We start from the raw sequence: 20,440 nt of genomic DNA on the forward strand, positions 1-20,440 counted from the left end.
ACAGAAGAAGGAGCAGAAGGTGCGGAAGCAGCTGCTGCAACTGGTGAAGGAGCAGCTGAAACTGGTGACGCAAAAGACGCTAAGGGTGCTGAAGGTGAGAAAAAAGAAGCTGATAAAAAAGAAGACCCAAAAAAAAGTCAGCCTGAAAAAAAATAATTTACAATTGAAGAATTTAATTAAATAATGTTACTTTTTGTTGGCCTAGGAAATCCTACACCGAATTCTGAAAATAATAGACACAACATCGGTTTTAAAATTATTGATGCAATAAATAATAAATTTAAATTATCAAAGCAAAAACCAAAATTTAAAGGTCTTCTTACTACAGGAAGCATTAGTAATAAAAAAGTTTACGCAATAAAACCTCTTACCTTTATGAATAATTCAGGAATATGTATCAGAGAATTAATGGAGTATTTTAAAATTGATGCAGAAGACGTAATTGTTTTCCATGATGATTTAGATATCGATTTCGGGAAAGTTAAAGCAAAGTTTGGAGGTTCAGACGCAGGTCATAATGGTATTGCCTCAATAGATAAGTTTATAGGAAAAGAATATTCAAGAGTTCGAATTGGTATTGGCAAACCAAAAAATAATATAGCAGTTAATGATCATGTTCTGAAAGATTTTGATGAAGATGAGAAAACAGAACTTGAATCAATAAAAGAAAATATCACAGATAACTTATCAATTCTGATTGAAAAAAAAACTGGATTTATTTTCAAGCACCGTAAACAATAAGTAATTAAATGGGTTTTAAATGCGGTATCGTAGGTTTGCCTAATGTTGGGAAATCAACTTTATTCAATGCATTAACAAATTCTACTAAAGCGCTTTCTGGAAATTTTCCTTTTTGCACAATCGAACCCAATGTTGGCATGGTACCTGTTGTAGACACAAGGCTCGATAAACTTGTTCAAATCTCAAAATCTAAAAAAAAAATTTATACAAGTATTACTTTTGTGGACATCGCTGGACTTGTAAAAGGAGCCTCGAAAGGTGAAGGTTTAGGAAATAAATTTTTATCCCATATAAGAGAAGTTGATGCGATTATACATCTTTTAAGATGTTTCGATTCTACTGACATTCAAAACGTTAATCCTAATGTCGATCCAATTAGAGATTTAGAAATTATAGAGACTGAAATGAAATTGGCAGATTTAGAGTCAATTCAAAAAAGAATTGATAAAAAAAATAAAAAAAATTTAAATGAAAAAGAATTTGAATTACTCAATCAAGCATTAGAATTGATTAACAATGATAAGCCAATTGATAGTTTAAAGCGGAATTTCGATAAAAATGAGATATCCTCTTCTGGTCTTCTATCGTTAAAACCAAAGTTATACGTATGCAATGTTGATGAAGACAGTATTCAAAATGGTAACAAATATACTGAACAAGTAAAAAATTCTGTAAATATGGAAAATGTTTTAATTATATCAGCTGATATAGAAAACCAAATTAATCAATTAAACAATGATGAAAAAGAAAATTTTATGAAAGTTATGGGAATTGAAACAACAGGTTTAAATAACTTAATTAACAAAGGTTATAAATTGTTAGAATTAAATACTTTTTTTACGTCAGGTCCTGAGGAAAGTAGAGCTTGGACAATTGAAAAAGAAAGTTTGGCACCATCTGCCGCAGGAAAAATACATACAGATTTCGAGAAAGGTTTTATTAGAGCGGAAACAGTCTCGTATGATGATTTTTTAGATAATGATGGTTGGGTCGGTTCTAAAAATAATGGAAAGATGAGGTTAGAGGGAAAGGATTATATTGTAAAAGATGGCGATATTTTAAACATTCGTTTCAACTCTTGACCATATTTTTTTCATACTATAATAGACTAGTACAGTCAGAATAATCAAATAAACAATTGCTCTAAATCCTGTTTTATGTCTTTGTTCTAAATGAGGTTCTGCAGTCCACATAAGAAAACTTACAACATCTTTTGCCATTTGCTCTTCGGTAGCATTTGTCCCGTCAGAATATTCTACAAGACCATCAGAAAGTTGTTTGGGCATCTTGATTTTATTTCCATACATATATTTGTTGTAATAAACCCCGTCATCTAGTTTTATATTTTCAGGTGGGTCCACATAACCTAGTAAAACTGAGTATATATAGTCTGCTCCGCCTGCTCTTGCCTTCACTAAAACAGACATGTCTGGTGGATAAGCACCTCCATTAGCTGATTTAGCTTCCTCTTCATTACTGTATGGCATCACAAATTTATCAGAAAGTTTGGCTGGTCTTGTAAACATTTCACCGTCTTGATTTGGACCATCAGTAATTTCAAAGCTAGCAGCAATAGCTTTTGCTTCTTTTACAGAAAATTCTGGCCCACCTTTTTCAGACAAGTTTCTATATGAAACATATTTTAAAGAGTGACAAGAAGCACAGACTTCATTGTAAACTTGATAACCTCTTTGAAGTGAAGCCCTATCGAATTTACCGAATGGACCTTTGAAAGACCAGTCAGTCGTCAATAATTTACTTGTGTTTTCTGCAGATATTGAATTTGCAAAATTTGTATTCAAAATTAAAAGGAAAAAAAGAATTTTAAATATTCTTTGCACTATAACTTCTCTTTTCTTACATCCGTATTTTTTGCCATTGCAAGATCTGTCGATCCTCCTAAAACTGGACTAGTAATACTTAAAGGTAAAGGTGTTGTTTTTTCAATTTTACCCAAAATTGGAAGTATTAATAAAAAGTGTAAAAAGTAATATGCAGTAGCTACTCTTGCAATTAATAAATATAATCCCTCTGCTGGCATTGCCCCTACATAACCCAATATTAAAACATCGATTACAAGTATCCAGTAAAATTGTTTGTATAACGGTCTAAAAACTGCTGATCTTACTTTTGAAGTATCTAACCACGGTAACGCCGCTAAAATAAATATAGCTGATAACATTGCAACAACTCCTAAAAGCTTATCAGGAATTGATCTTAGGATTGCATAAAATGGTAACAAGTACCACTCTGGTACAATATGAGCTGGAGTTACTAACGGGTTAGCTTCTATATAATTGTCTGCGTGCCCAAGAATGTTTGGAGAATAAAATACAAAAAAGGCAAATACAATCATAAATAATAGTAATGCAAATAAATCTTTTATTACAATGTATGGATGGAAAGGCACAGTATCTTTAGAAGGCTTTTGAATATCTATACCAACTGGATTATTGTTACCTGGAACATGAAGTGCCCATATGTGTAAAACAACCAGACCTAAAATCAAAAAAGGTATAAGATAGTGTAGTGTAAAAAATCTTGTCAATGTTGGATTGTCCACTGAGTAACCACCCCATAACCATGTAGTTATACTTTCTCCCACTAAAGGAATGGCGCTAAACAAATTAGTAATAACTGTAGCTCCCCAAAAACTCATTTGTCCCCAAGGTAATACATAACCCATAAACGCTGCGGCCATCATTAATAAGTAAATCATAATTCCCAAAATCCATATAATCTCTCTTGGGGCTTTATAAGACCCATAAAACAAAGATCTAAATATGTGAATGTAAACTGCTAGGAAAAACATTGAAGCTCCGTTTGCATGAATATATCTTATGAGCCATCCATAGTTTACGTCTCTCATAATGTGTTCAACGCTACTAAAAGCTAAATCTGCATGAGCTATGTAATGCATAGCCAAAACAAGACCTGTTATAATTTGAGTAATTAGACAAAATGTTAAGATACCTCCAAACGTCCACCAATAGTTTAAATTTTTAGGAGTTGGGTAATCTGTTAAATGATTTGCTAGTGTAAGCAAAGGTAATCTATCATTAAACCATTTTCCAAATTTTGATGAGGGAGTGTAATTGTGATCGCTCATTTTAACCTATCTTAATTGTGTTACTATTTACAAATTCGTACTTTGGAATTTCTAAATTAGTTGGGGCCGGGCCTTTTCTTATTCTTCCTGCTGTATCATAATGAGAACCATGACATGGGCAAAACCAACCACCATATTCCCCTTTATCTGCTAATGGTACACATCCTAAGTGAGTGCAAACTCCTAACATAACTAACCACTCCGGATTTTGCGCTCTATCCTCATCTTTTTCAGGATGTTTCAAATCAGAAATTTTTACGTTTCTTGCTTCACTAATTTCATTTTCTGTTCTTCTCTTTATAAATACTGGTTTGCCTCTCCATAAAACCGTAATTGACTGACCTGGCTGCAAACTACTTACATCTACTTCTGTACTAGCAAGAGCCTTAACCGAGGCATCTGGATTCATTTGATCAATTAAAGGCCATGCAGCAGCTCCTGCACCGACTGCTCCTACAGCAGCCGTGGCTGTAAAAATAAAGTCTCTTCTATTAGGTTTTTTTTTGTCTGACATTAATACTTAATTTATTTATTATATGATTTCATATAATATAAAAGTGGAATTTTTCTATAGCAAGAATGACACATAATAACCCAAAATTAACAGCTAAAATTGCTCTCTATCAGCCTGACATTCCTCAAAATACTGCATCCATAATAAGAACTTGCTCATGTTTGGGTGTAAAATTGGAGATTATTGAACCATGTGGCTTCACTTTTCATGACAAGCGTTTTAGAAGAGTGGTAATGGACTATTTAGATGAAAAAATGATTAAAATTTACGAGAATTCAGATCAATTTTTTGAAGCAAAAAAAAACTCAAGAGTAGTACTCATGACTACAAAAGCTAAAGATTCGATCAAATCATTTAAAATAAAAAAAAATGATACTTTTTTATTTGGTAGAGAAAGTGCGGGTGTACCAAAAAATATTCATCATGAAGTAGATAAAAGAATAAAAATACCTATTCTTAAAAAAAAAAGATCACTAAACTTATCGACCACTGTATCTATGGTGGTGTCAAAATTAATATTATAATCAAATTAATCTATGGAAGAAAATATTAGAAAAAAGTTAGCGCGAAATTGGTTTTTAACAATTCAAGAATTAATTTGTTACGAAATTGAGAATATTGAAAATGGATCTTCATATTTTAAAACGAAGGTATGGTCTAGAAGCGAAACAAAAGATGAGGGCGGTGGAAAATCAAAGCTTCTTAAAAACGGAAATGTTTTTGAGAAAGTAGGTGTAAATTTTTCTGAAGTATATGGCAATTTTTCAAATGAATTTAAAAAAAAAATACCTAGATTTAATAACAGTAAAAATTTTTGGGCATCAGGAATATCAATTGTTATGCATATGAAAAATCCTTATATCCCAGCAATGCATTTTAATACGAGATACATAATTACAGATCATGGATGGTTTGGTGGAGGTATGGATTTTACTCCGTGCTTTAAAGACTCAGCGCTAGAAAAAATTGTTGAGAAAAAATTAAAAAAGATGTGCAATAAACATGGAAAAAATTATTATAAAAAATATAAAAAATGGTGTGATGATTATTTTTTTTTACATCATAGGAATGAACCGAGAGGAATTGGGGGAATATTTTTTGATTATAAGAAGGAAAATTGGGACAGAGATTTTGCTTTTGTAAGAGACGTAGGTATAGCTTTTTCATATTTATTTAAAGAAATAATTGCAAAGAGATTTAAAAAAAGATGGAAAAAAAAAGACAAACTAATCCAAAATAAAAAAAGGGGTAGGTACGTTGAATTTAATTTGCTACATGATAGAGGTACAAAATTTGGATTACAAACTGGAGGAAATGTAGAAGCCATTTTGATGTCTTTACCTCCTACAGCTAATTGGGAATAAATTAATTTATGAAAGAGCCGATAACAGTTAACGGACTAACTAAACTTAAAGAAGAATTAGTTTTTTTAAAAGAGAAAAAAAGGCCAGAAATAGTATCTGCTATTTCGGAAGCTAGGTCACACGGTGATTTAAAAGAAAATGCTGAATATCATGCAGCTAAAGAACAACAGTCACATAACGAAGGTCGTATTCAGCAGATTGAGGATATTATTGCAAGGGCAAATGTTATTGACGTAACTAAAATTGAAAATATTGGAAAGGTAATATTTGGTTCAACTGTTTACCTAAAAGATTTAGATTCTAATGAAAAATTAACATATAAAATTGTTGGCAAAGACGAAGCTGATCTTAAAAAAAACCTAATTTTTTTTCAATCACCAATAGGAAAAGGGTTAATAGGAAAAAATAAAAACGATTTAGTTGAAATAAAAACTCCTTCTGGTGAAAAAAATTTTGAAATTGAAGATGTCAAATATCTTTAACTAAGAACAATTTTCTTAATTTCTTCTTTAGAGATTTTAAAATCATTATCAACCCAAAGTGTCTCTAGTTCTTTAAGTTTTTTTCCCATTTTCTTTCCAGGTTTGTAATCAAAATTTTTAATTAAAAAATCTGCATTATAAGGAAATTTTGGCAAATCAGTTTTTTTAGTAATTTTAATCAGATCATTAAGTGTTTTCTCGTTTTTATGAAAAATTAATAATTGCAAAGTTATAAGATCTAAAAGACTTTCTCTTTCTCCAAAATATATTCTTTTTTTTAACTCTCTATCAAAAAAACTTTTCTCTAAACTCATTTGATAATTATCGTGAATATAAAGAAGTCTCTGTTTATCTTGGTTAGAAAAATTGAACTTATAAAGTATATAATTAATACTATTTAAATCTTTGATCATCATAGCACTTAACAATAAAATGAAATTCTTGTTCAATTGTATATCTTCAATAAGAAGTTTGTTTTTGTCAGTTAAAAATGAAGTATTGTTTAAACTTGGGAAAACAAGTTCAAGAATTTCTTTTGAAAAATCGTCCTTTTTTAGATTTATGAACCCCTTAGAAAAAATGATCTTTTTTAATTCATCTATTAATCTTTCTTTGGAGATTTTAAGCAAGCCATCTAAATTTTGTTTGATAATTTTTTTTATTTTTGGCTCATGGTCTTTTTTTGAATAGTTTAAGAAAAATCTTATATATCTGAGTATCCTAAGGTAATCTTCTTTAATGCGTTTTGATGGATCTCCAATAAACGTGACACAACCATTTTCTAAATCTTTTCTTCCATTAAAGGGATCAAACACCTCACCATAAATATTCGAGTATATTGAGTTAAAAGTAAAGTCCCTTCTCTCAGCATCTTCTCTCCAATCTTTTGAAAATAATACTTTCGCGTGTCTTCCATCAGTAGATATGTCCTTTCTTAAAGATGTAATTTCAAATTTCTTGTCGTCAATAATTGCGGTTATTGTCCCATGATTTTTTCCGGTTTCAAAAAAGGAAATATTATTTTTCTTTAACGACAGTATAACTTCATCAGGATTTATGTTTGTTGCTAAATCAATATCATCCACTAATTCATGGCAAAAAATCTTCCTAACACATCCTCCTACATAATAAATATCGCTTTCATCTGAAAAAGACTTAATTGCATCAAATATTCTTTTTACTGGAAAATTTTTCTGAATATCCAATGTATTCTTTTTAAATAAATCGTTTTTACTGTGGTTAAAAAAGTTATTAATTAGTTTAAACATAACTGGCTGGGGCGCTAGGATTCGAACCTAGGAATGGCGGTACCAAAAACCGCTGCCTTACCACTTGGCTACGCCCCAAAATTAAATTCTTATAACACAACTGATCAAAAATTATATAGTTTTAGACATTACAGACCAATATTTTTTGTATTTATTGGTGAATAATTTAGACGCATATAGTAAGTTTTTTTTAGACTTAAAATAAGCAACAAAGCTAGAACCAGACCCTGTCATTCTTACAAATTCTATCCCTTTTAAGCTTTTCAAAAAAAATAGTGGTTTACTAATATTTCTAAATTTTTTTAATACAATTGGTTCCAAATCATTCTTTTTATTATTTAATTTAAGAAAATTTTTTTTGTTTGATGGTATTTTCTTTGAAAAATTTTTAAATTTTGAAAAAATATATTTTGTAGAACATCCAATTTTTGGTTTAAATATAAGCAAATGATAACTTAATCCTTTTTTTAATGTTTGAATTGAATTGTTTGAGTTCAAAAAAATTGGACCCTTATATAACCCTATTTTTACATCGTTACCTACCATCTCACAAATCTCTAAAATTCTTTTTTTATTTAAAATTATAATTTTTCTTTTTAAAAAAAATTTTAGAATTGAAGCGGCATTCATAGAACCACCACCCATACCTGATTTTTGAGGAATATTTTTTGTAACTTTTATATAGTATTTTTTTTTAATTAGTCCTTCCCGGTCTAAAATTTTAAGTAAAGTAGAAATAGAATTTTTTTTACTTATTCCTTTAGAGAATTTACCATCAAATTTTATAAAATGTTTTTTACGATTAATTGTCGATATTTCTATTCTATCATGTAGGTCAATAAAACTAAAAAGAGACTGAATTCTATGAAATTTTTTTTTTTTTGAAACTATATTTAAAAAGAGATTAATTTTTGCAAAAGACTTTATTACTTTTCTGTGCATGTGAAATTTAGATTTTTTCTATACCATAGATAATCTTTTTTTTAACATCAATTTTCATTTCATCGTCTGTTTCTTCTAAATTTAATACATTGTTCCAAAAATATCTTGCTTGTATTTTTCTATTTAACATCCAAAGTATGTCCCCATAATGATCATTCACTATCGGATCATATGGCATTAATTCTACAGCTTTCTTCAAATATTTTTCTGCATTTTCAAAATCGTTTATTAAATAATATCCCCATCCCAAAGAGTCTGTTATATAAGGATCATTCTTTCTTAAATCATATGCTTCTTTTAACATTTCCATTGAAAGTTCAATTTTATAGTTTCTCTCCAACCAACTATATGCAAGGTAATTTAATACGTAAGGATTTTCTCGAGTAATGTTTAAAGACTTTAATAAATCTTTGTCAGCAGTTTCGTAATCACCAATCCTTTCAAAGCTGCCACCCCGCCTGTATAAAATATCAGCATAAGCTTTTGATCTATTGTCTAACAAGTCTAATAATTTAGAGTAAATTTTTATCGCCTCGTCATATTTTTCAAAACTTTTGTAAATTCCACCCATATCATACATAATTTTTATATTATTAGTTTTTAATCCACCAAATTTTTTTTCTAAAAAATCGAGTGCTGCTGTTTCATTTTCCTGTTTTTTGATAATTGAAGATTTTTTTTTATTTTTATACCAACTAAAAATAAGATCTTCTTCTGAAATAAAATTCAATGATTTTAAAGCTAAATCGAATTTTTTATTACTTATATAATTTTCAGCTAATAAACTATTATTAAAATTAAATTCAGGATTTAGATAATTTGATAAATGAATATAGAAATTTGACTTTTTATAAAGTTTTTGTGAAGAATATAAGTTGGAAATCAAAAACATGAATTCAGATATAATATGATGTTCATTTTTACATGAGAACGCTGAAGTAATTTTGTCGTATCTTTTATTTTCAATCCACTGTTTTGCTTGAGCAATTAAAATGCTGCTATTGGTATAATCAATCTTATTTTGTAACTCTTTTATTTTATTAAAATCCTTGATTTGAGCTAAATAATTTATATAGAAAAAAATATACCTTGAAAAATCTTCAGTATCTTTAATCACAAGCTCTTCAAATAAAAGATTTGTGTTCTCTTTGCCTAAATAACAAGACTGAAAAATTTTTTTTATTTTATCTATTTCACCGAATTGGACATCTTCGTTTTTGTCCATCTTTTTAAATATGATTGTATCAAGATAATCTTTTAATGTCTCTTTGATGATAAGCTCAAGAGTATCAAGCGGAACTTCATCCATTTGCTCCAAGGTTAACATCGCATTTGAAAAATCTTTTTTGTTTATCGAATTTAGAGCTATCAGTACTTTTGCCTCAAAAAAATTTGATTCGTTAGCTTTTAATTGAATAGCTTTATTAAAAGCGATATCAATTTTATTGTTTAGAACTAATGAGATAAGATAATTTTCCAAATAACTCTTATGAGTTTTAACAAGACTCCTCGAGTTATTTAAATATTTTAACGAATCTTTATCATCTTGATTATTAATGGATATTATTGCTGAAAAATAATTTGATAAATACTTGTGGTTGAATTCAATATTTTCAGTTGTTTTAGCGTAGGAAAAAGTTTGATATAAAAAAATTATTAAAAAAAAACAAATTTTTTTCATACTTAAAGAATATGATTTTTTTTTTTAAATAAAAGAAATAAAATGCAAAAATACGACTTTATCAAATCTACTTTTGACTTCTCAAATGCTCCTATTAAAAGATTTGTTAAAATCGAAAAAAAGGAGGATTTACTTAAAAAACTTAAGGACGAAATCTCTAATATTGAAAACTGCACTCTAAAAAATAATTCAAACAATTTAGTTTTTGCTGATGGTGATCATGACAGTAGTATTATGTTGATAGGTGAAGGCCCTGGTCAAAAAGAAGATGAGCAGGGAAAACCATTTGTAGGTGACGCAGGCTTACTTTTGAATAAAATGTTAGCGGCAATTAATATTAAACGAAATAAAGTTTATGTAACAAATATAGTAAATTACAGACCACCTGAAAATAGAAAACCTAATGAAGTTGAGATTAATACTTATGCTCCTTTTATAAAAAAACATATTTCAATTATAAACCCCAAGTTGATTATATTGCTAGGAAGCACTGCAATGGAGGCCTTTTTTGGAAATAAAGAGAAAATTTCCAAATCAAGAGGAGTTTGGAAAGAATTAATTGTTAATAATAAAACTTATTTAACTATGGTTACCTTCCACCCCGCTTATTTGTTAAGACAGCCTGATCAAAAAAAATTTTCTTGGGCAGATTTAAAAGAAATAAAGAATAAAATTGAAGAATTGAAAATTGGAATATAAATCTCAAAAAAATGTAGCTGGAGTAGATGAGGTCGGTAGAGGAAGTCTTATTGGGCCTGTATATGCCGCGGCGGTAGTCTTTAAAAAAGGTTTTGATAAAAACAAAGTAAAGGACTCAAAAAAATTATCTCCTAAGAAAAGAGAATTTTTGGAAAACTATATAAAAAAAAATTCTTATTGGGCTATTGGGACTGCCTCAAAGAGAGAAATTGAGAAAATTAATATTTTAAACGCATCTCTTTTGGCAATGAAAAGATCAATTTTAAAATTAAAATTCAAACCTAAAATAGTAAAAGTTGATGGAAATAAAAAACCTAATATTAATAACCTAAATATAAAATCAATTATTAGAGGTGATCAGAAAATTCCAGAAATTTCTGCAGCATCTATTTTAGCAAAAGTCTCAAGAGACCGATTAATTAAAAAAATGTCAAAAAAATTTAAAGCTTATTTGTGGGATAGAAATGTTGGCTATGGAACTAAAGATCATCTTTCAGCAATTAAAAAATTTGGAATTACAAAACATCATAGAAAAACATTCAAACCAATACACAATATATTGAGTCCCAAATAATCGAAGGCACAATTAATCTAAATTAATTCAATCATGAGTTGACCTGGACTCTGACCTAGAGTCTAATTGTTTCTTTTAAAATGAGAGAGTTAAACTTAAAAAACAATATTATTAACGGAGACAGTCTTAAAGAATTGAAAAAAATTCCAGATGAGACTTTCGATTTAGTTTTTGCAGATCCGCCTTACAACCTTCAACTAAAAAATAAACTAACCAGACCAGATAGATCAAAAGTTAGTGCAGTAAATGATAAATGGGATCAATTTGAAAGTTTTAAGAAATATGACGAATTCACATATGCATGGTTAAGTGAGTGTAAGAGAATTTTAAAAAAAAATGGAGCAATCTGGGTTATAGGAAGTTATCATAATATATTTAGAGTTGGCGCAGCTATTCAAAATTTAGGGTTTTGGATTTTAAATGATGTAATTTGGAACAAAAAAAATCCAATGCCAAATTTTAGAGGAACAAGATTTACTAACGCTCATGAAACTTTAATTTGGGCTTCAAAATCAGAGAATTCAAAATATACTTTTAATTATCAATCATTAAAATGTTTGAATGATGATTTACAAATGAGATCTAATTGGGATCTACCCATTTGCAATGGAACAGAGCGTCTAAAAAAAAATGGAAAGAAGGTTCATTCTACGCAAAAACCAGAAGCTTTGCTTCATAGAATTTTATTAGCAACTTCAAATAAAGATGATTTAATTCTTGATCCATTTTTGGGATCGGGCACAACTGCAACAGTTGCAAAAAAATTGAGTAGAAATTATTACGGTATCGAAAAAGAAAAATCCTATTTCAAAGCTGCCGAGCAAAGATTAAAGAATACAAAACCAATAGAAGATCATTATTTAGATACGCTTAAAAACAATAAATCCAAACCAAGAATACCTTTTGGTTCATTGGTTGAGTTGGGAATAATTAAGCCTGGCACCATTATTTTTGATCATAAAAAGAAAATCAGTGCGAAAATTATGGTTGATGGGAGTATCAAACATGCTCAAACCGAAGGTTCAATTCATAAAGTTGCAGCTACAATTTTAGGAGCTGAAAGCTGTAATGGATGGACTTATTGGCATTGTGAATTAGGAAATACTTTCGTGCCAATAGATAATTTAAGACAAAAATTCTTGTCAAAAAATTATCTATAAATTTTCCCCAAATAACTTTCTAAAAACTTTTTATTTTTTACTAATTTTTTTAAAAAAATATTTCTAAAGTATACTGTTAAAGGATTTGATAAATGAAAAGCAAACTGATTCAATTTTGATCTATTGTTTACCATTTTTGTTTTAATAACCCTATTTTTAAAAAAGTTAGCATTGGAATTATTTTCTATACTAGCAAATAGTTCATGTGCACCCTCTATAGACTGAGATGCGCCTTGAGCAAATGATGGTGGGAAAGCAAAAAAAGCATCTCCTATCAAATGAATGTTCTTATTTTTAACTTCAAAAAAATTATCACTGACAAACACAGGAAATATTTTTAATTCTTTAAGATTATTAAAAAATTCTTTGTTCTCTTGGGGAATATTTTCCAAAATTTTTTGTATAAAAGATTTATCACTGAACAATGAGAAATTTTTCTGCTCCTCTGTTGAAAGTTTATATTTCATTATGGCTATTAAATTTAAATCTTCACTTGAGGAAACAGGATAAATTACATGATGAAAATCAGAGCCTAAAAATAACAAAATATTCTTTTTATCAATTATATTCGAATTTGCGGGTATCATTCCCCTAATAGCTAAAGTATCGTTATATTTTGGTTGAACTTGTTTATTAAAAACAAGATTTCTACTTTTTGAAAAAACCCCATCAGAAATAATTAGATAATCACATTCGTGAGTTTCTTTATTTTCAAAGGTAAGTTTTATTTTTTCTTGCTCTTGGTCAATTTTCGAGACACTATAATTTGTTTTGATCAAATCCTCTAAATCTTTTTTAAGAAAATTGATCAAAGTAGATCTTTTCAAAGTAGTATACTTACTATCATTTGAATTAAATGCAGATATATCTAGTTCACATATTTTATCTTGATATTTTTTTGAATAAAAATTTATTTTTTCTGGATAAAATTTTACATTTTTTTCTAATTTGTTAAATCCAATTTCATTTAAAAATTTAACACAGTTCGTAGATAATTGTACACCGTACCCCTCGTTTAGATTAAGAGAGTCTTTTTTATCAAAAATTGATACTTGATATTTAGGATTTTTTTTAAAAAGATTAGCTATGTATAATCCTGATATCCCTGCTCCGATAATTCCAATTTTTTTCATACATTGCTTGAAGCTACTCTAAATAGTTTTTTTGTAAAAGATGGTATTACTTCACTTGCTATATTCTTTCGGTTTAAAATTACACCTTTATTCGTTGATTTAATTTTATTTTTATTAATTACAATGTTCATATCTATATTAGATATCTTAATTTTTGTTTTTACTTTTGGTGAAGAGTTAAATTTTGACTTATCTATTTCGTTCATCGGAAAGATTAATAAATTTTTAAGAAAGTTAAACTTGTTGTTTCTAACTAACAACATCTTATTTTCATTCATGTAAATATTTGCCTCAAAATATTTGGTCTTATTTCTTTTTATTTTTTTTATTAAGGAAAAATCTTTTCGTTTATATGAAATACAATTTATACTTATGGGACACTTCTCGCATAATGGAGAGGTAGGTCTGCATACTAAAGCACCTAATTCCATAATAGCTTGTGCATAATCACTTGCTCTTTCTGATAAACCAAAAAAATTTTTTGAAATTTGCATATTTTCTTTTGATATATCTTTATCACTTCTAAGGTATAAAACTCTTTTAAGAATTCTTTCAACATTTCCATCCAAAGGAATAAACTTTTGATTGAAGGCAATAGCCATTACTGCCGTTGATGTATAGTCACCAACTCCAGGCAAAGATTTTAAATCTTCAAAATTAGATGGTAAAATTCCACCAAATTTACTAACAATCATTATCGCAGATTTTTTTAGATTTCTGGCTCTAGAGTAGTAACCCAGTCCTTCCCACAGCTTCATTAGTGTTTGGTCATTTGTTTTGGACAATCTTTTAAAATTTGGAATTTTTTGCACAAATCTTTTAAAATAAGGAATGACGGTTGAAACTTGAGTTTGCTGCAACATAAACTCACTAAGTAAAGTAAAATAAAGTTTTTGTTCCTTAGAAGTATTTTTTCTCCATGGTAGAATTCTCTTATTATTATCGTACCAAAATAAAATTTTTTTTGATATAGTTGACTTGTTCATGAATTTTAATTCTAATCAGAGATCTAAAGTCATTCAAGGATTAAGATCCTTTAAAGACACTTTACCCACAAAAGTAAAAAAATTGTTAAAGCAAAAAGGGGAAGTTTATTCTGAACTTATAGAAAATTGGAGAATGTTTGTGGGTGATGAGCTATTTTCTCTAAGTTATCCAAAAAAATATTTGAGTTCTAACAAGTTTAGAAAATCGGTATTGGAAGTAATGGTTAAAAGAGGTCACGAGGTTGAATTAGAGTATTCGAAAAAAAATATAATAGATAAGATTAATTCTTTTTTTGGATATGATTTAATTTCATCACTAAAAGTATATACCTTTGATAGGACTGATGAAAAACCAAAAAATCCTAAAAAATATAAATCCAAAATTAATTTAGGAGAAATTAAAAATAAAAAAATTGAAAATTCTTTGAAAGAATTTGCTAAAGTGTATAGAGAAAAAAATGATTAAGAAATTTTTTATTATAATATTTTTTGTTCTTTTGCAGACAAATATTAATGCATCCTCATTCAAGCCGATTATTGAAGGGAAAAAAGACGCAAAAATTAAACTAATAATTTATGAGTCCCTTACTTGTTCACACTGCGCAGATTTCCACAACGATGTTTACCCAAAGTTAAAAAAAGAGTTTATAGATACCGGTGTTATAAATATTGAATTTAGAAGTTTTCCTTTAGACATGGCGGCTTTAAATGCTTCCAAATTAGCTCACTGTAGCAATGATGGTAAATCAGATTTATTACATTTTTTATATTCAAATCAGAAAAAATGGGCTAAGGGTTCCACCATAGAGGAGCTTAATTCAAATCTATCCTCTGTGATAAAGTCTTTCGATAAACCATTGGATGAGAATAAATGCTTTTCAGATAATGAATTAGAAGCTTTTATCTTAAACGAACGAATCGAAGGTGTAAAAGAATTTGATATAAATGCAACTCCTACACTCATTTTGAATAACCAAAAGTTTGAAAAAACGCTATCGTTTAAAAATTTAAAAAAAGCCATAGAAAAACTGTTATAATTCCTTAATGGAATTTAAAAAAATTCAATTAAACGGTTTTAAATCTTTTGCCGATAAAACAAGTTTACTTATTGAAGACGGCCTGACTGGGATAGTTGGTCCAAACGGTTGCGGTAAATCAAATATCGTTGAGTCTTTAAGATGGTGTATGGGTGAAACATCAGCAAAAAGTATGAGAGGCTCAGGTATGGAAGATGTAATTTTTTCCGGTACTTCAAACAAACCTTCCAAAAATATAGCTGAGGTAATTGTAAACCTATCAAACGATGGAAGTCTAGGGTCACACAATTATAAACACATTCCCGAAATAGAAATTAGAAGAAAGATTGAAAAAGATAAAGGATCAAAGTTTCATATAAATGGTAAAGAAGTAAGGGCAAAAGATGCTCAAATGTTTTTTGCTGACCTTTCAACTGGGGCTCACTCTCCATCATTAATAAGCCAAGGTAGAATTGGATCGTTAGTTACAGCAAAACCAAGTGATAGACGAGCAATACTTGAGGAGGCTGCGGGAATTTCTGGTTTACATGCTAGAAGGCATGAAGCTGAAGTAAGATTAAATGCTGCGGAAAACAATTTAAAAAGAGCAGATGAATTAAGAAGACAACAGGAGAAACAATTAGCAAATTTACAAAAACAAGCAGAAGAAGCTGGGAAGTATAAGATGATTTCAGAAGAAATAAAAAAAATTGAAGCAGGTTTATATTTTCTAAAATTGCAGGAGATAGATAAGGAAATTACTTTAGAAAAAGAAATTAATAAAGACTCTGATCAAGAATTTGAAAATATTACAAATAAAATTAATGAAATTGAAAAAAATATAGAGAGTGAAAATGCAACAAATACTCCAATCAAAGAGAAAAATTTTGAGATACTTTCTAAAATCCAAAGATTAAACTTGGAACTTACAAGTTTGGATGAGGAAAATGATAGAATACAAAGAGAGATCGAAAATTTCAAAAATAGCCTTGTTGAAATCGATAATGATTTAGATAGAGAAAAAAGTATTACGATCGATGCTAATTCAAATGAAAAAAGATTAAAAGAGGAAAAAAATGATTTAATCAATATTGATACAAAATATTATGATACTGAAAAAAAATCTAATGACGATCTCTTTTCTGTAAAAGATAAACTTAAAAACAATCTTGAAAACGTAAAAAATTTAATCAGTCAAAACCAAAATGATGACGCCATAAAAGCTATTGAAGAATGCAAAAACATAATTGAAGAATATGCTGAAAGCTATAGCAAAAACCAAAACATAAAGAATGATTCAATTAAAAGAAAAGAAAGAATAAAAATTATTGACACTGAAATTGAAAGTTGGAAAAACCTACTTGAAAATTCCGACAAATCAATAAAACAACTTAATGAAAGAAGACAAAAATCATCTAGTCAATTAAATCTTTTAGAAAATAAACCAAACACTCAAGCAGAAAAAAAAGGGCAACTAACTGAAAATTTAAGACTTTCTGAAATTGAGAAAGAAGAGAATGAAAAATTAATTGAAATATCAGATAAAAAATCAAACGCCCTAAATCTTGAGCTTTCAGAGATCAGAGAAAATTCTATAGAAATCAGGGAAAGAAAAGCGAGTTCAACAGCAACAATTGATGGTCTGTCAAAAAGAAGAATTGATTTGTTAGAGAGAATTGAAAATGAATTAAATCTTGCAGAAAAAGATGTTTTTGAATTCTCAAACTTGAAAGATCAAAGTGATCTCCCGGATGCGCTCAGTCAAGAGGAATTGCTTGATGAAAAAAAAAGAGAGAGAGACAAATTAGGATCAGTAAATCTAAGAGCAGATGAAGAAACAAGTAAATATGAGATTGAAATTAAAAAAATGGAAAAAGATCGATCAGATTTAGTTACAGCCATTGTTAAACTTAAGGAAAGTATTAATGAACTCAATCAAAAAGGTCGAGAAAGACTCCTTGAGGCTTTTGAAAAGGTTAATAGAAAATTTAATGAAGTTTATACAAAATTATTTAACGGTGGTAGTGCGAAACTAGAATTGGTCGACTCTGATGATCCACTTGATGCAGGTTTAGAAATGTTAGTAAGTCCTCCAGGAAAAAGACTTCAGTCAATAACTCTTCTTTCAGGTGGAGAACAAGCGCTGACTGCTTTATCTTTAATCTTTGCAGTTTTTTTAACTAACCCTTCACCAATATGTGTTCTTGATGAAGTAGATGCACCTTTGGATGACGCAAACGTCACTCGTTTTTGCAATCTCTTGGATGAACTCATAAAAATTACTAAAACAAAATTTATTATTGTTACCCATCACGCACTTACCATGTCAAAAATGAATAGACTTTATGGTGTAACAATGCCAGAGAAAGGCATAAGCCAGCTAGTTTCAGTTGACCTAGAAAAAGCTGAAAGCATGGTTGCCTAGATGGGTAAAGAACAGCTTAAAGACCGCCTTAAAAATGCACGTAAAAAGTTAAAAATAGAAAAAGAAAATCCACAAACATCTAATATTGGACAAGCTTTCAAATTGAGCACTGAGTTAGTAGCGGCTGTATTAGTAGGGACAATTATAGGGTTTATTTTAGATAATTGGTTTGATACTAAACCATGGTTAATAATAATATTTTTTTTTGTTGGTGTAGTTGCAGGTATTTTAAATGTAATTAGGTCAGCAAAAAAACTACAGAATTGATTTTATGGCAGCAAATCCAATGTACCAATTTAATGTTTATAGAATTGGTCCAGAAATAAAAATAGGTGAAATAGATTTATCCTTTACTAATGCAAGTTTATTTATGGTCATAAGCTCATTAGCAATATTAATAATTTTTAATTTAGGTGCACAAAAGAAAAATATAATTCCTGATAAAATACAATTGCTCTCAGAACTTGGTTATACATTTGTGTCTAAAATGATAAGTGATACAGCTGGTTCGAAAGCAAAACCATATTTTTCATTTATATTTTCACTTTTTATGTTTGTTCTTTTTTGTAACATGTTCGGTATGATCCCCTACTCTTTTACAGTAACGAGCCACATAATTGTGACATTTGTTTTAGCAGCATTTATTTTCATTGGAGTGACAATTATTGGATTTATTAAGCATGGATTTGGGTATTTAAAACTTTTTGTACCCAGCGGAGTGCCAGCTGTCTTGTTACCACTAATAGTAGTTATAGAAATTATTTCTTATTTAAGTAGACCCATCAGTTTATCTGTAAGATTGTTTGCAAATATGATGGCTGGACATACAATGATGAAAGTATTCGGAGGCTTTGTAGTAAGTCTTGGAATTGTCGGTGGATGGCTTCCACTGAGTTTTTCAGTTGCATTAACAGGTTTGGAGATATTAGTTGCTTTTCTTCAAGCTTATGTTTTTGCAATTTTAACATGCATTTATTTAAATGATGCATTAAATTTACACCATTAATCATAAGGAGGATAATATGGAGTTAGAAGCAGCAAAAATGATTGGAGCAGGATTAGCGGCAATTGCTCTAGCAGGAGCAGGAGTAGGAATAGGTATTATTTTTGGTAACTATCTATCTGGCGCTATGAGAAATCCGTCTGCAGCTCAAAAACAATTTCCAAATTTACTTTTAGGTTTCGCATTAGCTGAGGCCACCGGGTTGTTTGGACTTGTTGTAGCTTTGATAATTTTATTTGCTTTTTAAAGTATTGTGAAAAAAATTATTTTACTTAATATTTTTTATTTCTCATTCTGTGCTGTAGCAGTGAAAAGTGCGGAAAAGGGAGGAATGCCTCAATTGGATCCTGAATTTTGGGTATCGCAAATTTTTTGGTTAACCATAACTTTCGGTACCCTTTTTTTAGTCCTTTCTAAATTTATCTTACCTAGGATAAGTAAAAACCTAGAACAGAGAAGATTACAAATTTTAGAAAATATTGAGACAGCTGAAAAGCAAAGAGAACAAAGTGAAAAAAATCTCAAAGAATTTGATCAGATAATTTTTAAAAGTAAAAACAAAGCTAAAGAAGTAATGTTAGCTGCAAGAGAAAAGGTTGTCTCTGAAATAACCAAAAAAAAAATGAAACTTGATGAAGACTTAACTTCAGAAATTCAAAATGTTGAAAAAGAAATAATTGAGTTAAAGTTATCTTCACCAAAAAAGATAAACTCAATAGCTTCTAATATAACCAACGAAGTCATAAAAAGGTTGATTGGAACTGATGTAAATGAAAGCAGTGTTTCTGCTTTAGTTGAACAAGAACTTAAAAAATTGAGCAGGAGCACAAATGGAATTTGACTCAACTTTTTGGGTAGCTATATCTTTTGTTATTTTTTTTGGAGTTCTAATTTATTTTAAGATCCCAAAAAAAATAAATGAGGCTTTAGACACAAAGATCTCTGAGATAAAAAACGAATTAGATGAAAGTGAAAAGTTAAGAATAGAAACAAAAAAATTATTAGAAGACTCTCAATCAAAATTAAGCTCAGCCGTAAAGGAAAGTAAAAAAATTATGGATCAAGCAAAAAGTGATTCTGAAAAAATGGTGAGTGATTTAGAGCTTAAGTTTGAGAACTCAACTAAAATCAAAAAAGAACTATCTTTAAGCAAAATTAAACAAATGAAGGATGAAGCAGTTAGAGAAATTAAAAATACTTCAGTTGATGTTGCATTCTCTGCTTCAGAAAATTTAATTAAAAATTCAATTGAAAAATCAAAGCTCGACAATTTATTTCAAAAAAATTTAGAAGATGCTAAAGATGCTTTAAAAAAAGCTGGCTCAAATTAAAATAAATTCTTA

24 protein-coding genes and 1 tRNA gene are annotated in these 20,440 nt (G+C 29.1%); 16 read left to right on the forward strand and 9 right to left on the reverse strand.

What is annotated here, in order from left to right; translation table 11 throughout:
- The first annotated feature begins 183 nt into the window (after window positions 1–183).
- Together pth and ychF are read left to right on the forward strand one after the other, a co-directional pair.
- Complete coding sequence (gene pth / locus AMN84_RS03300) at window positions 184–741, forward strand: aminoacyl-tRNA hydrolase (protein WP_102133255.1); 558 nt, start codon at window positions 184–186, stop codon at window positions 739–741.
- A gap of 8 nt (window positions 742–749) precedes the next feature.
- Complete coding sequence (ychF, locus tag AMN84_RS03305; RefSeq protein WP_075483345.1) at window positions 750–1,823, forward strand: redox-regulated ATPase YchF; 1,074 nt, start codon at window positions 750–752, stop codon at window positions 1,821–1,823.
- Here ychF and AMN84_RS03310 read toward each other — a convergent pair.
- The 3 genes from AMN84_RS03310 to petA are packed head-to-tail and all read right to left on the reverse strand — an operon-like array spanning window position 1,800 to window position 4,364.
- Window positions 1,800–2,546: a cytochrome c1 gene (locus tag AMN84_RS03310; protein WP_425304109.1), complete on the reverse strand. Its 747-nt coding sequence runs from the start codon at window positions 2,544–2,546 to the stop codon at window positions 1,800–1,802. The two genes, ychF and AMN84_RS03310, sit on opposite strands and share 24 nt — an antisense overlap.
- Before the next feature lie 35 nt (window positions 2,547–2,581).
- Window positions 2,582–3,850 (reverse strand): cytochrome b, encoded by a 1,269-nt coding sequence (locus AMN84_RS03315; protein ID WP_075483348.1) that lies wholly within the window; start codon window positions 3,848–3,850, stop codon window positions 2,582–2,584.
- A 1-nt stretch (window position 3,851) separates the two neighbouring features.
- A complete protein-coding gene (gene petA / locus AMN84_RS03320; protein ID WP_075483351.1) occupies window positions 3,852–4,364 on the reverse strand; it encodes a ubiquinol-cytochrome c reductase iron-sulfur subunit in 513 nt (170 codons plus the stop codon).
- Between the two features lie 65 nt (window positions 4,365–4,429).
- Between petA and AMN84_RS03325 the strand changes: the two genes are divergently transcribed.
- The 3 genes from AMN84_RS03325 to greA are packed head-to-tail and all read left to right on the forward strand — an operon-like array spanning window position 4,430 to window position 6,210.
- Window positions 4,430–4,888, forward strand: a complete 459-nt coding sequence (locus AMN84_RS03325) for a TrmH family RNA methyltransferase (RefSeq protein WP_075483353.1) — start codon at window positions 4,430–4,432, stop codon at window positions 4,886–4,888.
- Window positions 4,889–4,900: 12 nt separating this feature from the next.
- On the forward strand, window positions 4,901–5,728 hold the full coding sequence (gene hemF / locus AMN84_RS03330; RefSeq protein ID WP_075483355.1) for an oxygen-dependent coproporphyrinogen oxidase: 828 nt from the start codon (window positions 4,901–4,903) through the stop codon (window positions 5,726–5,728).
- 8 nt (window positions 5,729–5,736) lie between these two features.
- Window positions 5,737–6,210 carry a transcription elongation factor GreA gene (greA, locus tag AMN84_RS03335; protein WP_075483357.1) on the forward strand — a complete coding sequence of 158 codons (474 nt, stop codon included), beginning with the start codon at window positions 5,737–5,739 and terminating at the stop codon, window positions 6,208–6,210.
- Here greA and AMN84_RS03340 read toward each other — a convergent pair.
- The 4 genes from AMN84_RS03340 to AMN84_RS03355 all read right to left on the reverse strand — a co-directional run bounded on the left by AMN84_RS03340 (window position 6,207) and on the right by AMN84_RS03355 (window position 10,101).
- Window positions 6,207–7,478: a CCA tRNA nucleotidyltransferase gene (locus AMN84_RS03340; RefSeq protein WP_075483359.1), complete on the reverse strand. Its 1,272-nt coding sequence runs from the start codon at window positions 7,476–7,478 to the stop codon at window positions 6,207–6,209. The two genes, greA and AMN84_RS03340, sit on opposite strands and share 4 nt — an antisense overlap.
- 3 nt (window positions 7,479–7,481) lie before the next feature.
- Window positions 7,482–7,556, reverse strand: a tRNA-Gln gene (locus tag AMN84_RS03345).
- Window positions 7,557–7,589: 33 nt separating this feature from the next.
- Entirely contained in the window at window positions 7,590–8,420 is an 831-nt protein-coding gene (locus AMN84_RS03350; protein WP_075483361.1) for a 4-(cytidine 5'-diphospho)-2-C-methyl-D-erythritol kinase, read from the reverse strand.
- 7 nt (window positions 8,421–8,427) lie between these two features.
- A complete protein-coding gene (locus AMN84_RS03355; RefSeq protein WP_075483363.1) occupies window positions 8,428–10,101 on the reverse strand; it encodes a tetratricopeptide repeat protein in 1,674 nt (557 codons plus the stop codon).
- Window positions 10,102–10,143: 42 nt separating this feature from the next.
- Here AMN84_RS03355 and AMN84_RS03360 point away from each other — a divergent pair, with 42 nt between their 5' ends.
- From AMN84_RS03360 to AMN84_RS03370, 3 genes are all read left to right on the forward strand, one after another.
- Window positions 10,144–10,800, forward strand: coding sequence for a uracil-DNA glycosylase (locus tag AMN84_RS03360; protein ID WP_075483365.1), 657 nt, complete (start codon window positions 10,144–10,146; stop codon window positions 10,798–10,800).
- A complete protein-coding gene (locus AMN84_RS03365) occupies window positions 10,790–11,374 on the forward strand; it encodes a ribonuclease HII (protein WP_075483367.1) in 585 nt (194 codons plus the stop codon). The genes AMN84_RS03360 and AMN84_RS03365 overlap by 11 nt, the downstream gene beginning before the upstream one ends.
- 80 nt (window positions 11,375–11,454) lie before the next feature.
- A complete protein-coding gene (locus AMN84_RS03370; RefSeq protein ID WP_075483369.1) occupies window positions 11,455–12,534 on the forward strand; it encodes a site-specific DNA-methyltransferase in 1,080 nt (359 codons plus the stop codon).
- On the opposite strand, the gene AMN84_RS03375 is transcribed toward AMN84_RS03370, so the two are convergent.
- Together AMN84_RS03375 and AMN84_RS03380 are read right to left on the reverse strand one after the other, a co-directional pair.
- Window positions 12,525–13,667: an FAD-dependent monooxygenase gene (locus tag AMN84_RS03375; RefSeq protein WP_075483371.1), complete on the reverse strand. Its 1,143-nt coding sequence runs from the start codon at window positions 13,665–13,667 to the stop codon at window positions 12,525–12,527. The two genes, AMN84_RS03370 and AMN84_RS03375, sit on opposite strands and share 10 nt — an antisense overlap.
- On the reverse strand, window positions 13,664–14,653 hold the full coding sequence (locus tag AMN84_RS03380; protein ID WP_075483373.1) for an A/G-specific adenine glycosylase: 990 nt from the start codon (window positions 14,651–14,653) through the stop codon (window positions 13,664–13,666). Before AMN84_RS03380 ends, AMN84_RS03375 begins: the two co-directional genes overlap by 4 nt.
- On the opposite strand from AMN84_RS03380, the gene AMN84_RS03385 reads away from it, so the two are divergent.
- From AMN84_RS03385 to AMN84_RS03420, 8 genes are read left to right on the forward strand one after another with little or no spacing between them, the layout of a single operon-like run.
- Window positions 14,652–15,119, forward strand: coding sequence for a DciA family protein (locus AMN84_RS03385; protein ID WP_075483385.1), 468 nt, complete (start codon window positions 14,652–14,654; stop codon window positions 15,117–15,119). The genes AMN84_RS03380 and AMN84_RS03385 overlap by 2 nt on opposite strands.
- A complete protein-coding gene (locus tag AMN84_RS03390; protein WP_075483387.1) occupies window positions 15,112–15,690 on the forward strand; it encodes a thioredoxin domain-containing protein in 579 nt (192 codons plus the stop codon). The genes AMN84_RS03385 and AMN84_RS03390 overlap by 8 nt, the downstream gene beginning before the upstream one ends.
- A 7-nt stretch (window positions 15,691–15,697) precedes the next feature.
- Window positions 15,698–18,094 carry a chromosome segregation SMC family protein gene (locus tag AMN84_RS03395; RefSeq protein WP_075483389.1) on the forward strand — a complete coding sequence of 799 codons (2,397 nt, stop codon included), beginning with the start codon at window positions 15,698–15,700 and terminating at the stop codon, window positions 18,092–18,094.
- On the forward strand, window positions 18,095–18,361 hold the full coding sequence (locus tag AMN84_RS03400) for an AtpZ/AtpI family protein (RefSeq protein WP_075483391.1): 267 nt from the start codon (window positions 18,095–18,097) through the stop codon (window positions 18,359–18,361). It abuts the gene before it with no gap.
- 4 nt (window positions 18,362–18,365) lie between these two features.
- On the forward strand, window positions 18,366–19,100 hold the full coding sequence (locus AMN84_RS03405; protein ID WP_075483393.1) for a F0F1 ATP synthase subunit A: 735 nt from the start codon (window positions 18,366–18,368) through the stop codon (window positions 19,098–19,100).
- 16 nt (window positions 19,101–19,116) lie between these two features.
- The gene (locus AMN84_RS03410) at window positions 19,117–19,344 is read left to right on the forward strand and encodes a F0F1 ATP synthase subunit C (protein ID WP_006997791.1); all 228 of its coding nucleotides are present in this window, start codon (window positions 19,117–19,119) and stop codon (window positions 19,342–19,344) included.
- A gap of 6 nt (window positions 19,345–19,350) precedes the next feature.
- Entirely contained in the window at window positions 19,351–19,938 is a 588-nt protein-coding gene (locus AMN84_RS03415) for a F0F1 ATP synthase subunit B family protein (protein ID WP_256998151.1), read from the forward strand.
- Window positions 19,928–20,428: a F0F1 ATP synthase subunit B family protein gene (locus tag AMN84_RS03420; RefSeq protein WP_075483395.1), complete on the forward strand. Its 501-nt coding sequence runs from the start codon at window positions 19,928–19,930 to the stop codon at window positions 20,426–20,428. Before AMN84_RS03415 ends, AMN84_RS03420 begins: the two co-directional genes overlap by 11 nt.
- Window positions 20,429–20,440: the final 12 nt, after the last annotated feature.

Source organism: Candidatus Pelagibacter communis, assembly GCF_001180105.1.
GTDB lineage: Bacteria > Pseudomonadota > Alphaproteobacteria > Pelagibacterales > Pelagibacteraceae > Pelagibacter > Pelagibacter ubique_K.